This window comes from Paenibacillus sp. Marseille-Q9583, from assembly GCF_976954365.1.
Genome location: NZ_CDRJTB010000050.1, coordinates 1 through 14,366, shown reverse-complemented (window position 1 = coordinate 14,366; position 14,366 = coordinate 1). Strand labels below are relative to the sequence as shown.

Below are 14,366 nucleotides of genomic sequence, written 5' to 3'. Positions count from 1 at the left end.
TCCAATATTATCCCTCCCTCCGCCATGGCGGAAGCGTCTCAGAAGCGTTAGTAGGCTTATCCGGCACATTTAAGATTACATTTCCAGAAAACACAACGGTTCCTGCGTGTTCTGGGTTTGCGTTAATTAGCAACGTCATTAAATGCGCATTATTGTACAGCTTAAAGGCGATACCGTCCCAAGTATCGCCTTGTAGAGTTTTATAAATCATTGGAAACTCACCCGCCTTTGCTGCTGAGCGATTTCATTTAAGCGCCGTTCTAAAGTGTTATTTGCTTGCTTTATTGCATCGTTTACCAATTGCATGATGGATGGATCGACGCCTGGGATGGTAATAGCCGGAGCGTTGTTCACCTGAATTACCGTTTCACCTGAGTTACTGTTATAGCCCATTAAATCATTAGCCATATCGAGCAATGATCGAGATCGGGGTTTATTGTTAATTGGGATTGCAATTTCTGGACCAGCCTCACCAAAGATAGCTGGCTTTGTTGTTATACCGCCTTCCGCATAACCTTCAAATCCCGGATCCCGTAAGGAAAGGTATCTTTTCTTCCTACCATCAGGCGTATTCAGATCCGGCGCTCTTCCTGTTTGTTGCCATACAACCTGAAGATCAATCTTTTTCTCTGAAGGAAGCAAATTAACTTCGTCATTCAGTTCGGATATCAGTCTCACAGCTTCATCAAAACGATTTTTCTCAGCATCTGATGCTGTCTTGTACTTTTTGGCCATATCATCGATTGATCCGCCAAGCTCGCTCTCTATCATTTGTACCTGAAGGGTATAGTATTTTTTGAAAGAAGCTTCCGCCTCAACTATATCACCTTCAGTTGCTTGGATTTTTTCTCTATATTCATCGAACGATTTTTCAAATGCTTTATAATCTGATTGAAGTTCCTTCCAATAACCAGTATAGTTTTTCCCTGTCTCTTCTTGTATTTTGGAAGCTAATTTTTCCAGTGCTTCTTCGCGCTGATCCCCAACTGGAATCTCTTCATAAATACCTTTATACTGCTCGAAAAATTTCATATATTCGCTATAAGATTTTTTTGATTGAGCATAGATGTCATTTTGTTTCTTCAAATCCTCTTTATACCTTGAATAGTCTTTTTCTAGAGTAGGCAGATCTCCCTCGGCTTCGAGAACAGCATGTTCAAGATCTCGTTTACTTAGTTTTTCGCGAGTGTCATATATACTTTCGAGAAGGCCTGCTTGTTCACGGAATTTGCCACTTTTCAAATCTTCTGCAGACAAGATGTCTGAATTCATATCGATCAACTCTTGCTCGACATTTTTCATTTTACGTCGAGCTTCAGTCAGTTCATCTACAGGTGTTTTAGTATTTTCAATTTTTGCATTTAATCGATCGTACTCTGTTATTAAATCCTTTGTTTTCTTGCTAGATTCATTGATTGCTGAATAATTTGAATATGCCCCTTCAAGAGCATCAGCCATATGAAGAACTTCCTGCCTAGCTTCCTCCTGATGCTTTTTGTAAGCTATAACTCCCGCAGTAATTAAACCTACACTCGTAACTGCAATACCAACAGGGTTAGTCAGCAACGCGAGAGCTCTACCGAATCCTCCTGCCGCCCCTCCAGCCCCGCCAGCTGCTGTCGTAATTGCTCCAAAACCCTTAACGATTTTAGATACAGACTTACCGATTAAAGCCGCTGGTGCCACAAGTGCAATGGCTTTTAATATTTCGGTATTGTCACCCATCCAGTCAGCAAAACCTTGAAGCGCTGGCATTAAATCCTCACCAATTGGAATTACAAGCTCTGTCATAAGCTGACGGCCAACTGCTTGAAAGTCCTTGCTCAAGGTATCATATTTAACCTTCGCTACTTCCTCCATGGTCGCTTTAGTCATATCGAACTGTTCACGGGCAGTGCCTAAGGCAGCGATAACACCAGACTCCATATCCTCAAACTGGGTACCAAACAGAGCCACACCGATTGTGCTTTTCTGGATTGGATCTTCAATTTCACCCAGCTTATCGATGACTTGTTGCATGGCGTCTTTACCTTTGACTGATCCATCAGCAATACCATCTAAAATATTAATGCCTTGACCCATGATTCCTTGCAATGCTTCATAAGCTTTTGCTGATTTAGTCCCGCCTGCTTTTAAGTTCTTGACTAATTCTGATGCAGTATCTTTGGATACATGTTTGAGTAATTCCATATACTCAGCAGACTTCTTAGATCCTTTTGTCAGCCTTTGCGTAAACTCTTCTATATCATCCGGTGCGAACAACATGGCCATAGCTGTTTGTGTGCTTGTACTGCCGTCCTTAATCCGTATACCGAACTCTTTAACTGCGTCTCCAATTTTATCTATGTTAAAAGCGCCAGCACCAAGTCCAGCTGCGAATTGATCAAACATCTCCTCAGCATCGTAACCCAAAGTTTTAAAGTACACACTGTATTCATTAGCAGTATCAATAAGTTCATCAGACTTATTAAGTCCATTCTGTGCTCCTTGAGCCAAGAGGTTGTACGCTTGCTCTGCGGTGACACCGAAGTTTCTCATCATCGTGTCTGACACCTTGATACTTTGGGTAATATCCTCGCCAAACACATCTCTAAACACAATGGCGTTTTTAGTCGTACTTTCTAACTCAGCGCCCGTAGCCTGCGTTACCTGCCGAACCGTTGCAAGTGCAGCGCCCAGATCGTTAAAATCCTCGCCAAGTCGATCATTATAAAGGGATTCAGCGCTATCCTTCATCGCAAGCATTTCTTCGGCAGTTACGCCAGTTGCAGCCTGTAGCTGAGCCATAGCATCAGACTGATCGGCAATGGTTCCTACGATATTTTGCATACCGCCAGCAGCACCTTGAATTAAGGCAAATGCTCCTGTGTACTCACCGACTTGTCGCAGTGTATCACCAAAACCACCAGCACTGTCCCTCAAATCTCGTAAAGAATCATCTGCTCGATCTGCATCACGCCTTACATCGTCCAAATCTCCGCGCCGAGACATTTCCCTTAATGCGCGTTCTAGTTCCTCTATATGACGTTCCGCGTTGCCCATCGACTGCCGGAAAGAAGGGTCCATGAGCCCGTTTAACCGAAAGGCGATATCATATTCTCTGCTTCTTCCTGCCACGGTCTATTTACTCCCCTTCCGTTTCCGTAATCTATTTACCCGCTCCACCGAGTCCCTGAGTTCATCAAGCGGCAAGCTCAAATAGTAAGAGACTGGTGTATAGGTAATCATGGCTAAAGAGACAGCGAGGTCTTTAATCACCTCACTGTCTCCACAGCCTACATCAGCAAAAAATTTCTAGCCCTCAATGTCAATGCAGTAAAGTCTTTTGCCTTGGCTGTGCGAATCAATTCAACGTGCACCCCTGCTGCTTTGGCAACTACATATGCCAGGTATGCTTTATCCATTTCAGGAGCAAGGGATATACCACCTCTCTGTTCCGCTCGATACTGTCGATCACAAGAGATGATGTCGTTTCCAGATAAATTATCAAAATCGAGTGTGACTTCCTTTGTCTCTTGCCCTTCAAATATAAAAGGCTTCGCAAAGGTGTAAACCTCTGCCAAGCCTTGTGTTTCCTCAGACATTCCGTTTTCCTCCTCAAATTCCCAAGCGTTTGGGATTTATATTTTACAACGCAAGATTGGCTCGTGTTTGGGCCTGATAATCTCTTCCCAGCACCTTGAAGATGTAATTTAATTTATCGACTTCAAGTACTTCCTCGCCATCAATCAAAATTTTAAGATAACTAATGGAGAACGCGGTTGTTGAACTCATAGCCGTTGCAGCTTCAAGCCCCCCTAATCCACCACTCAGCGGACGTCCGCGAACAGTAATTTTAAGTGCCGATTCCTTATACTCATTCGTGGCAGTATCGAATTGTTGAATGGAGGCTCGAAGGTCAAGAGCATGAACCACCGGAGCTAAGATTTTTAGAGAAGCTCTCTCCACGACATTCCAGTTCAGCGTAAGCGTCATTGCGCTTGTCTGTCCTGGGGATGGGGCGTCGATTTCCCCCGAAATTCCGGCTCCCTTTATCGTTTCAGACAGGAACGCAATTTCAGGAAGGTCAGCCGTAGCTGTCCCCAAGTATTCCGTTCCGCTCAAAAACACAGAATAATCAATAACCCGTTCAGATCTTTTTGGCATGTGTGCTACCCCTTTCTACGCCGCGAAAAGCGCAGCCAAATAAGTTGTGTCGTATTCAAGCAAGAAATCAATTTCCTGTGCTGGTCCTGGTGGTGTGATAAATACATGGAAAGCGATTTTTCCAGACATCAGGCTTGTTACAGGATTCTCGGATTCTAAGAATTCCACGCGTCCACCTAGTAGCGCACCAGATGCCGTAAGTCCGTTCAACCAAATGTTAACGGAATCCGTAACAGCAGCGATTAAACGCTTATTCATAGGATCATCGACCTTCTGCATGTAAGTCAGAATCAAGCTATTTCCAACCCAATTAAACATGCGGCGAATGGGGATGAAACTATCCTTCGGATCCGTCACGCCCGGGAATGCTCCCGTATAGTTACCCCAAGATTTCCAACCGCTTACTCCAAGATTCAATGCAGTCATTATGCCTAGACTATTAAGATAACTAGCTTGATCAATCCCCAGAAAAATGTCTTTCCCGCTAGCTAGTGCCGTTCCATCCGCTTGAAGTGATTTATTAGATGGAGATGCAGACGGAATACCACCATTTGCCGCGTCCGTCGCCGCAATTAGTCCAGCAAGTTGAGTAGAGTAATGAAAAACCTTATCTCCCAGCGTAAGTAGAGGGTAGGCTGGAATTTGCAACGGTCCTGTATAGTTATTTTCCGACTTCCAAACTCCTGCATCAGTGTAAGGCTGAGCAGGATCAATATCAGTCAAAGCCATTGCCTTGAAATTGCCGTTAATGTTGCCAGATTTAGCTTTCATAACAGCTGCTACCGTTGGTTTATGTGACCAACCCGGTGCAACTAGCAAATCAGGGAGAATGCCAAAACGTGGGTAAACCTGATTCACTAATTCAAAACCAGTATATGCACCTTCCAGAGTTACCCCACCAATAACGTCATCCTCATCAACAGCTGCAGTGTTAAGTTTGTCATATCCCACTTGAAGTGATGTAATTGCTACCCCGATAGCTCCACTGGCCTTAGTTGTAATAACTACGTGACCATCATCGTTAAAAGCCGCTGTGTAATCTGTGCCATTGACATAGGCAGTAGCGCCATCCGAGGATTTGACAATTAGTGTTGGAAGTATTACACCACTGACAGCTAATGTAGCCACTCGATTTGCAACGGTTATAGCAGCCGGTTCTACGGTCGTCTTGTGTGTGGATGGATCAAGGACATTGACTAGTATCATTGGAGCCATGGCATACAACGCAAAATGTGAGTAAATAAGTTCGCATAGCCCGTAATCCTCCCAATCGTCTGAATAGCCAAGTGCAGATACTGCTTCCGCGTACGTATGGACCAACACTGGAGTATTCACCGGCACTGCTGCTGATGCCATGTTTACCGGTGCTGTGCCTACTGCAAACGGAATACCACTGCTCGCCTGTGTTGGAGCGAGTACAGATGTTGCTTGTTCAATAATATTTACACCATGTTTAAATGCCACTATTATTCACTTCTCCTTTCATTAGGGCTTGATATGCCACATACTGCGCGGTGCCAGTTTGGAGGATCAGCTTCTGAGAGTTGATCATTTCATTTAGCGGAAAAATCAGATCTTGGACTTCTGGTCTTTCAGTAAGCAAGGGTTCCAAGTAGGCCGGAATCCCCTCACGGAATACTGTGGACTGAAGCAAACGTCCGCCCGGTAGGTTTGGCCCCAGATAGATAAGGGAGTTCGTTTCCTTTTCTTTCACTGATTCTATTTGTTCCGTGTATACACCTACTACCTCTTTCTCTGACGGGTTTACTGTCAGGGTCGGATCAGAAGTGGATTCATCCGCATTTTGTTGAACACCCTCACTCAAAACTTGGATTTGATCTTCTTTTTTCCGTGTCATATATACTTAACCTCCTGTCTAATTTGTGGAAGTGTCCAAGTCGTTATAGCTTGGCAAATCCATTGCGGTTCTGGCTGGTCCTCTAAAAATTGCCACTTCCAATTTGGTTCAATCCGGAATTTTTTATCTATAATCCGCTGTCTCATTAACAACATGCGGACACGCTCCATGAGGTTCAACACATCGACAAAACCGGAATCATCGTCGGATTGTGTCCCAAACAATAATTTAACTTGAGCTCGGCTTTCTTTATCGTCGCTGTCACCCTCCATGGGACGAACAATAATGAGAGGGAAAACTGGATCATTCCGGTTTTCTGCAGTCTTGCTCGGCAATGCACCAAGATGCACCGCTGGAATCGTTGCTGCATCGTCGGCCAGTTCATTTTTTAAAAATTCCTTGATTGCCATCATCAACATAACTGGCGTCATGACGTTCCACCTCCTAAACGACGGTTAAGCTCATGTTCCAGTCGCTTGTTCATTTCTTCAATGGCCACATTCTCCAGGTGCTCGGTGACTTCTAAATTATTGAGCATGACTGGCACTGCTGGTCCATATAATTCCTCCACGGGTAGGCGGCGACGTGCGCTACGTCGGAAGACTCCGATATGCCCGTTTCTCATACGAGCGAGAAACGCACCATCCACTTTCTTGTTACCTCCTGCACGCTTAACCGCAGCTTTTAAGGCACGCGGACGTTTGGAGGAAAGTGCCTTAGGATTTGTTTTGAATTGCAACAGAGGAATGTTACCGCCTTTCCAGCGGAGTTCGCTGGATAGAGTACTGACGCTGCCCCGCTTGAGCACCACCTGATCTGTAACCGCCTTGGACTTCACGATGTACGTTTCCTTTGCTTTGCGGCCAGACTCAGTTTTTAGACGTTGAGAGGTCCGGTTGAGCGCCGAATAAAAGGACTTGCGTACATCCGTATCCAATGACCCCACCCTTCTTAGCGCCTCTCGGATACCTCTTGCCTCTGCCTGGACATCTATCATGTGATGTTCGCCTCCAATGAGATCGTAAGCAGGCCCATATCGTCACCTACGCGGTCCACGCGGTACCGTTGACCGTTAATAACCATCATCTCGTTAGGCTTGGGAGCGTACCCTAATTCTGCCTCACTCACATGTAGCACATGAGTAACCAAAGATACCCCCTCGGCATATGCCAGGGGGTGATCGCTGTCGATGGCTTGATCAAGTACAGCAGTAACTTCTTTTTTGTCGATTACAAATTTGTCTGCAAATTCTTCGCCGTTAAGGAACACGCCGATATCTTGGGAAACGTAATCTTTGAAGCTAACCACGTTTAGATCCACGCTGTGATTTTGAGTCTTCAGACAAAGTATCTACTTCGTCCTCCGATTTTTCTTCCTCGCGCTCTTCCAGATGCCCCATTTCTTGTAGCTGCTGAGTGAATTCCAAAGGTAAACGTCCCCTAATATCTTCACCTACCTCAAACAATCTGCCCCCATAGTTTAGTGGTTCCTTTAAAATCAACACTATTCTCCACCCCCTGGAGCTACGCCAGCATTTTTAAACAAACCTCGGGAATCCAGTAGCGTTACACCGTAATCAAAATAGATACGGAAATCCATACCCAACCGATCAAAAGGAATGTCTGTTTCTAGGGTTGGTTCCTCTTGACCACGTAGATAAGTTACCTCCACAGTATCCGCAATGTTCGCATCAGCAGCTAGATACCAGGCGGTAGAAGAGTATTGATCCAGTTCCGCATCAACAATCACCTCATACGAATTCCGGAATACGTTAACCACACCGCTATGAGCTCCCGCCGGATCAGCTTCAGAACGCAAGTATTGTACGGCTGCAGTCTCCAACTCTGCTGGAGAAAGTAAATACTTTGGAGCGATATTGAGTGTAGAAATACCCCGCTGATCCTTCTGTGTACGCATTTTTCTGCGGGCTTCACTCATAGAGACAGTATTAATCACGCTTGCCGTTCCCAAGTTATTATGATCTGCATGGAATAGGTTCTTGTTATCAAAAATCAGTGGATTGGATGCCAATAGCTGATAAACAAGTTTGTTTACACCACGCTTAGCCGCAATTACGTAAGCAGCAGGCACCCGGGACAACATGCTCAAATCATCATTAATAAACGCTTCCCGGGTAAAGCCCCACCGTTTGGAGTATGTCAGCACTGCTTTTGTGACCTTTTCGTCTTTCATCGCTGTATCATAAGGGATAACTCCATTTTGCGATGTCAACTCCAAGTTCCCAGCTTCGGAAATGCGGTAATGTTCTGCTGCCTTGAAATCGGAGTTGCTACCCTTCCCGGTCCAATACTGGAATGTGGTTGGGGCTTCTTGGTACGACTGAGACAGCGTTTTATTGGCGGCATTGGAGATAATGCCTTGGAAAGTAGTATCTGGGCTCAGCGCACGCTTCAGCAGTTCTTCATCACGCAGCAGATGTGCTCCAGATTCACCAGCACGAATCAAGCATTCGACGGCCAGGTCACGCAAGCGCAAACCACGTAGCTCCATTGCCCCCGCTGCTGGTTTTGAAACTGTACGCGCCGCCCGTAACAGCAATGCATCCGTTGCTGCTGCCCGGAACTTGTCTTGATCTTCCGCTCCTACCTGAATGGCTGACCGCTGTGGCGCTTTGTCCGCGATCTGTTTCTGGAGAATCGCATCCTTCACTTTGTCCACGGTGCTGCCGTCTTCAATATATGGTGTTGCGTCCATACCGAAGTTACGGCATAGGGAATTGATTTCTGTGACCCGGGACCGTTCTGCTGTCGCCCCTTGTTGTGCAGATACTGCTGGATCAATTCCAGGCGGCGCAGCTGATCGTTGCCCCTCTCCCTCTGGTGGTGTAGGCGTTCCAGATCCACCACCAATTCCTGCTCCATTATCCGGCGCATGCATTAAACCCTGTGCGGCCAAAGCCAGCATTTTAAGTCCCTTCATTCCTTCATCCTCGCTCTCATTTTGGTTATAACTACGCCCAACACCAACAGATGGATCTGCCGGAGTTGGTTCAATACTGATTTCAAATGGTTGCCACTTAAGTGCCACGTAAGCAGGCCCAGCATGGCGGCCATTGGCAGACACTTTTCCGGCTTTAACTTCCTCCCATGAAGACACTTCGTACCCTACAGATACTCCCTTGATGATTCCTTTTTTCACCTTCTGGAATACCTTGTCACTGTCCTCATCATCATCAAACTGGACTAATGCCCTTGCCTTACGTTCGTTGTCGTCCACCCATACCTTTTGAATAACACCAATCGGCATATTACCGTATCTGGAATTTCGACCATGTGCAAATAACAAAACCCCGACGTCGGTTAACCTTTGTAGGTCAATCGCTCCGGGGTCATGGCTTAAAATCTCACTACCGAAATAGCGTTCATACGGTGCTTCCGACGAAAACGAAAGCTCAGCAGTACGATCTTCTTCATTAATGCTATCTTTGCTGAAGGTCAGCGTACGAGATAACTGATTCTCAGGTGGTCCCGCAGCTCTATGCAGCGTCGTCGGAAGACTCTTCTTCATCCTCATGGCTCTCTTTCTCATTAGGTTGATCCTCCTTTCCTGACCGTTCCCCGATCAGCTCATTAATAAGATTAATCTCTGCGGCACGCTGTACCACCACATCCCGCCAATCCTCACCTCGCTCTGCACAAATACGGGCGAGCGTATCCTGGTTTGATTCCAACGCCGTTTTATTAGCGTCTGCTTCCTTTTTAGGATCAATCCATGTACTCCCAGGCGGTACCCATACATGAGCAGTGTAACGGTTACGGTCTTGCAAATATCCAGGCAGTTCAAGCTTTCCCTTTAGGTACATGGATTCTAAAAATTCCAAGTACACCGGACGTAGGACGCGTTCAACGATCATTTTCTGAAGCTTTTTATACAACTTACGATCCTCAATCAATCCTTGACGGGCTGACGAGTAATTCACTTGTGATAGATCACGGGATACAGCCTCATAGCTAAGACCTAGACCAGCAGCAATCATGCGAACTAAAGTCGTAATAAATTCCTTGGTGTTGGATGCTTGCCCTGCTGGAATAACCGTTTGAACCTCGTCACCAGGATTAAGTTCACCGATCATACCAGGGGCCAGAGACACACCACTGTAATCAATTTGAGTGTTCTCACCGCCACCACGAACACCACGCCCCACACCACCTTGAGGAATATCTTTTTTGATAAATACTGCCATACAAGCCAAGACCCGCTCCTTGATGCTCACAGCTTCAATAAATTGATTAGCATCTTTGATACGTGGCAACGCTGTAACCAACTGCGAGACTTCCCGAACCTGCTGTGGGCTCGTCTTTTTAAACAGGTATATAACGTCTTTGGCAGGAATTCGGACAGTTTCGGCTGGATTTAACAAATATCCATCTGTTGTCTTTTTGAAATGATACGCTACTGGTCGATTATACTCGTCCAGCTCAACTCCCTCTACGATCCGCGTTCCCTCACCAGGCTGAACCAAAGTATTCATTTCATCCACGGAACGCACCTGTAGTTTGAACGGGAATTCACTATTAGGTACATATACTTTAACAATGAGTATTCCACCATCCACAATGTAACGCCGAATAATCATTTCTGTGATCTCTTCTAGCGATTGGGTCGTTGTAATATCAATGTTTTCGGCTTTACAATACTCTTTCCAAAGAGTTTCGATTCGCTGATTCATCTCACCCGCCTGATTGCCAGGAGTATCATGAGAAATTTTAGCTTGTAACATTATCCCTGTACCCGCCACATTACGATCGAACGCCTGCAAAATCCCGGCCGCTATATCACTATTGTGTTCCAAGTCCTGCGCCCGAGCACGAATCACGGTTCTCTCTGCCTGCTTGCGCTGCTCATTTGGAGCAGAGGAGGGATTCCACCCTTGATTTAGCCTGCCCCTACTACCAGCATCAAAGACGCCCATACCATTACGCCAGGCTAAACGCTTGTATGCCCATCGCGGACTGACTGCTGCAATAGATTTATCTAACCAGTTCAGTTTCTTCACCTCCCTTCGAAATAGGCAAGCCGAAACATGCCGCCGCCGTCTTCAATGGACCTGATTTCCTGTTCCAATCGGTTACGCTCCTCGTACAATTTCCCCAGGTCTGGCCGCTTAATACTACGACTGCCAATACGATATTCTTGAGCGCCGCCCAAGATCGCACTAATTGCCTTTTCCACTTCAACTAATTGTTCTCGATACCGTGCTAAACGTTCTTCCGGTGTCATAACCACGAGTCACCTCCTTGCAACCAAGATTTTTTATTCTCTACTGGTTTATCTTCTGGTGGCTTCGATGGCTCTATTGGTTGTTCATATCGCATGTAACGAATGCCCAAGCAATCAGCCGCAAAAGCAGCATATACCTCGCAGTCGAGATAATGGTTATCTGCGTGGGCTGTTTTGGGGCGCCACACTTCAACTTCACGGCCACGCTGCCGTTCTTTAACCTTCTGTTCTGCCGTTACCTGCTCCGCATATTCCTCGTCACATCCTTCATAGACAAACCATCCGCCAGACTCTTCAGGTTTGCGGGCTAAACGACCCGCAATGAAATCTTTAAAGTACGCACCGTCCACCATGTACAACGAAATACCAAAAAGACCGCGTTCTTCGCGATCTATCTTGGTCAGACGGTATTTAGCAGGCAAAGGCGTATTAGAACCCTTTATCGCTACAGCCCATTCTGCATTCTTTGCACAAAAATTGTACGTATCATCCGCATTGTAACCGGAATCCACTGCACACAGATTAACAAAGAACTCTGTTCCATCCCGAGAACAATACGATATGTTCATTACGTCCTCAATTTGTGGCCAGGTTTCCACAACGCCATGTCGAATATTATGACTAGTCATTCCTTCGCCCCAAGCGCGTATCGTGTAGTACATCCGGTCTTTTTGAACGTCAACACCTGCCGTTAACAGAATTGTTTTGTCCGGCACTACACCCTCTTCATAACTACTTGATTTTTCAAGCACTTTATCACTGTTCATCTTGACCTGTGTATTTTCCCATGGTTCAGCTAACCAGGAATTAATAAAATTCATCAACTCTTCCGGTCCTGCCCGCTTGGATGTCAGAAATTCAACAGCTGCATCACCGAAACGAACCCAAGGGCTATACAAGGCATTGAGCCAGAAGCCAGTTTTCCGTTTCCTCCCCGTCGATCCGTCCGGCGCTCTCCACTCTCCAGCACGAAGCATGGCTGGCTTGTGTGCATCTCTGATTGATGCATGACAATGTTCGCACTCATAATAAGCCGTCGAACGTATTGTCTCTAGGTCTAGGTCAGAATCAAACTTGACGGAACCAGAGCTACCAGCGAATTTCAGCGTTTGATACTGTCCGCAATGCGGGCAAGGTACAAAATACTGAAGCTTGATATCAGCTCCTTCCCACGCTCTCCAAATCGGCCCGCTTCGCACCGTAGGCGTGGACGTTTGCATGATCTTCTTATTGTGCGGAAAGGTCTTCGTCCGCTCCCTAGCCAGCGCCCGAGGATCGGCCTCTTTACCAGCCGTTCGAGGGTATTTATCCACTTCATCCATGAACAAATAACGCGCTGGACGACTGGAAAGGGATGCTGGGCTGTTTGCTCCAGCAATTACTGCATACATCCCATCGAATTGCAGCTCTAAATCCTTGCTTCGGTTAGCATGGTATCGGCTGCGCAGCGCCGGGCTTAGCTCAATCATGGGTTGTAGCCGATTTTCTGATGTGAATTGAGCCAGCGTATCTATAGGATAAACAACTAAAGCCGGGTTTGGGTCCTGAGCAATGACGAAACCCAGCATGTTATTCAAACATTCCGTACCACCCACCTGTGTCGGCTTGAGGAATATGATTTCTTCCACACGAGGATCGGTGAAGGAATCCATTATCCCACGTAGATACGGCGTCCGGTCGGTGGACCATTGCCCTGGCTCTGCTGATGTTTTGCTGTCCAACATACGGTATTTATCTGCCCATTCGGAAACCGTAAGCTTTTCAGGCGGACGCAAGACGTTTAAGGCCTCAATGAGCCAGTCTGCCCACTTACTTCCTGCCTTTTTTGGCATGGTACACACCCCTGACGGACATTTGCAGCAAGACTGCATTTGTCTTGTCACTGATGCTTTGTTCGATTTCTCGGACCAGCTCAGGGGAAACGTACGGCGCTACCTCCATCGCAACGGATCGACTATACCCGGTCATAGACCGTTTAAGTGATGTAAAAAAACGTTGCAGTTCACTGACTACCTCGTCCCGCCGAATGTATTCCCCTTTGGATACAGCATTTCTCATAGCTGCTGCATCTGCTTGCTGCTCTTTCAATCGTGCTTCATGACGCAGCTTCTTGGCGGCATCTGTGATCGGACCATTTTCCTCGTCCTCCTCTTCTGCTCCTAGCCGATAGTCCATAACCCAATCAAAACAGTCTTTTAGTGGATACCAGCCGTTCATAGCTTTGGGCATTCCGAGCTTCACCCACTGTGCAAGTGTGTTCCGGTGGACACCGAATAACTCGGCAGTGTATGAAGCGTTGATACATAAGGTTTCTTCGATCATTTTCGTGTAGGATTCCAAGCCTAAAACACCCCCTCAAAATGCACAGTGCACAGTGATTTTTTTGCATCAGAAATAGCCAGGAATCGGGCTCACACGCACCCGCACCCCACCCCCGCCCCGGGAAGGACCCAAGGCCAAATTTCTACCATTAAATAATACTTTTACACAAGCTATTTCTTAATATAGATGTAGTTGTACAAATAAAAAGAGTCCGCTGAAAAACGGACTCTTTTATACTACACTTAGCTTACTTCTAATTAAACCAAGATAACTTTCTCTGGTGTCATAACAATACAATCATATCTGGCTGATTTGCTTTCAGTGTATAAGGCTCGATACTCAAGCCTTATTTCAGTGGGGATCTTTATATGCATTAAACTCCGATGCGGTCTATTAAACAGTAAAGCCTCAGCTCTACTGTTCTCTATTCCTACTTCTAAGAAAATCAGACATCTGTGTTGAACGTTCCGTTGCACTTCTTTGCTCATAGTCATCCAAGAAAACCTTTACTCGGTCGATTAGCTTCTCTTGTTCTTTTTTCTCTAATTTGGCTTGCTCTATCTCCGCATGAACTTTATTAAGATCCTTTCGAAAAATAAAATGGATATACATTGCAAACCTAAGAGCAGAAAGCAACATATAGATCAGCAACACAACAAGTACTATTACATAAGGTGTTGCCAAAGAATCTGTGAAAACCTCAGATATAATAGGTAAGAATATAGTACAGATTAAATATGCAAAAGCTCCTATAAAAGCGTGGTTTAGATACCCCACTAATTTATAAAAATTCTCTTTC

The 14,366-nt window shown here is 45.8% G+C and carries 16 protein-coding genes; all 16 read right to left on the bottom strand.

What is annotated here, in order from left to right; all coding sequences use genetic code 11:
- Nucleotides 1–7 precede the first annotated feature (7 nt).
- Complete coding sequence (locus tag ACWNM1_RS20640) at nt 8–211, bottom strand: phage tail protein (RefSeq protein WP_449602459.1); 204 nt, start codon at nt 209–211, stop codon at nt 8–10.
- Nucleotides 208–3,117, bottom strand: a complete 2,910-nt coding sequence (locus ACWNM1_RS20635; RefSeq protein WP_449602458.1) for a phage tail tape measure protein — start codon at nt 3,115–3,117, stop codon at nt 208–210. Before ACWNM1_RS20635 ends, ACWNM1_RS20640 begins: the two co-directional genes overlap by 4 nt.
- A 158-nt stretch (nt 3,118–3,275) precedes the next feature.
- Nucleotides 3,276–3,584: a phage tail assembly protein gene (locus ACWNM1_RS20630; RefSeq protein ID WP_449602457.1), complete on the bottom strand. Its 309-nt coding sequence runs from the start codon at nt 3,582–3,584 to the stop codon at nt 3,276–3,278.
- Between the two features lie 43 nt (nt 3,585–3,627).
- Nucleotides 3,628–4,146, bottom strand: coding sequence for a phage major tail tube protein (locus tag ACWNM1_RS20625; RefSeq protein ID WP_449602456.1), 519 nt, complete (start codon nt 4,144–4,146; stop codon nt 3,628–3,630).
- A gap of 15 nt (nt 4,147–4,161) precedes the next feature.
- Nucleotides 4,162–5,610 (bottom strand): phage tail sheath family protein, encoded by a 1,449-nt coding sequence (locus ACWNM1_RS20620; protein WP_449602455.1) that lies wholly within the window; start codon nt 5,608–5,610, stop codon nt 4,162–4,164.
- Complete coding sequence (locus ACWNM1_RS20615) at nt 5,600–6,004, bottom strand: hypothetical protein (protein WP_449602454.1); 405 nt, start codon at nt 6,002–6,004, stop codon at nt 5,600–5,602. The genes ACWNM1_RS20620 and ACWNM1_RS20615 overlap by 11 nt, the downstream gene beginning before the upstream one ends.
- Nucleotides 6,001–6,435 (bottom strand): hypothetical protein, encoded by a 435-nt coding sequence (locus tag ACWNM1_RS20610; protein ID WP_449602453.1) that lies wholly within the window; start codon nt 6,433–6,435, stop codon nt 6,001–6,003. Before ACWNM1_RS20610 ends, ACWNM1_RS20615 begins: the two co-directional genes overlap by 4 nt.
- Complete coding sequence (locus ACWNM1_RS20605) at nt 6,432–7,001, bottom strand: phage tail protein (protein ID WP_449602452.1); 570 nt, start codon at nt 6,999–7,001, stop codon at nt 6,432–6,434. The genes ACWNM1_RS20610 and ACWNM1_RS20605 overlap by 4 nt, the downstream gene beginning before the upstream one ends.
- Nucleotides 6,998–7,312, bottom strand: coding sequence for a hypothetical protein (locus ACWNM1_RS20600; protein ID WP_449602451.1), 315 nt, complete (start codon nt 7,310–7,312; stop codon nt 6,998–7,000). Before ACWNM1_RS20600 ends, ACWNM1_RS20605 begins: the two co-directional genes overlap by 4 nt.
- Entirely contained in the window at nt 7,305–7,508 is a 204-nt protein-coding gene (locus tag ACWNM1_RS20595; RefSeq protein WP_449602450.1) for a hypothetical protein, read from the bottom strand. The genes ACWNM1_RS20600 and ACWNM1_RS20595 overlap by 8 nt, the downstream gene beginning before the upstream one ends.
- Entirely contained in the window at nt 7,508–9,553 is a 2,046-nt protein-coding gene (locus tag ACWNM1_RS20590) for a prohead protease/major capsid protein fusion protein (RefSeq protein ID WP_449602449.1), read from the bottom strand. Before ACWNM1_RS20590 ends, ACWNM1_RS20595 begins: the two co-directional genes overlap by 1 nt.
- Entirely contained in the window at nt 9,501–11,021 is a 1,521-nt protein-coding gene (locus ACWNM1_RS20585; protein ID WP_449602448.1) for a phage portal protein, read from the bottom strand. The genes ACWNM1_RS20590 and ACWNM1_RS20585 overlap by 53 nt, the downstream gene beginning before the upstream one ends.
- Nucleotides 11,018–11,245, bottom strand: a complete 228-nt coding sequence (locus ACWNM1_RS20580) for a hypothetical protein (protein WP_076208737.1) — start codon at nt 11,243–11,245, stop codon at nt 11,018–11,020. Before ACWNM1_RS20580 ends, ACWNM1_RS20585 begins: the two co-directional genes overlap by 4 nt.
- Nucleotides 11,242–13,077, bottom strand: coding sequence for a phage terminase large subunit family protein (locus ACWNM1_RS20575; protein ID WP_449602447.1), 1,836 nt, complete (start codon nt 13,075–13,077; stop codon nt 11,242–11,244). Before ACWNM1_RS20575 ends, ACWNM1_RS20580 begins: the two co-directional genes overlap by 4 nt.
- Entirely contained in the window at nt 13,055–13,585 is a 531-nt protein-coding gene (locus ACWNM1_RS20570; RefSeq protein ID WP_449602446.1) for a hypothetical protein, read from the bottom strand. Before ACWNM1_RS20570 ends, ACWNM1_RS20575 begins: the two co-directional genes overlap by 23 nt.
- Before the next feature lie 396 nt (nt 13,586–13,981).
- A partial coding sequence (locus tag ACWNM1_RS20565) for a hypothetical protein (RefSeq protein WP_449602445.1) occupies nt 13,982–14,366 on the bottom strand: 385 nt, incomplete at its 5' end.

Bases quoted from the DNA above. Each gene is read 5' to 3' on its own strand.
- ACWNM1_RS20640 (WP_449602459.1), bottom strand. From the start codon at position 211: ATGATTTATAAAACTCTACAAGGCGATACTTGGGACGGTATCGCCTTT.
- ACWNM1_RS20630 (WP_449602457.1), bottom strand. From the start codon at position 3,584: ATGTCTGAGGAAACACAAGGCTTGGCAGAGGTTTACACCTTTGCGAAG.
- ACWNM1_RS20625 (WP_449602456.1), bottom strand. From the start codon at position 4,146: ATGCCAAAAAGATCTGAACGGGTTATTGATTATTCTGTGTTTTTGAGC.
- ACWNM1_RS20615 (WP_449602454.1), bottom strand. From the start codon at position 6,004: ATGACACGGAAAAAAGAAGATCAAATCCAAGTTTTGAGTGAGGGTGTT.
- ACWNM1_RS20610 (WP_449602453.1), bottom strand. From the start codon at position 6,435: ATGACGCCAGTTATGTTGATGATGGCAATCAAGGAATTTTTAAAAAAT.
- ACWNM1_RS20605 (WP_449602452.1), bottom strand. From the start codon at position 7,001: ATGATAGATGTCCAGGCAGAGGCAAGAGGTATCCGAGAGGCGCTAAGA.
- ACWNM1_RS20590 (WP_449602449.1), bottom strand. From the start codon at position 9,553: ATGAGAAAGAGAGCCATGAGGATGAAGAAGAGTCTTCCGACGACGCTG.
- ACWNM1_RS20580 (WP_076208737.1), bottom strand. From the start codon at position 11,245: ATGACACCGGAAGAACGTTTAGCACGGTATCGAGAACAATTAGTTGAA.
- ACWNM1_RS20575 (WP_449602447.1), bottom strand. From the start codon at position 13,077: ATGCCAAAAAAGGCAGGAAGTAAGTGGGCAGACTGGCTCATTGAGGCC.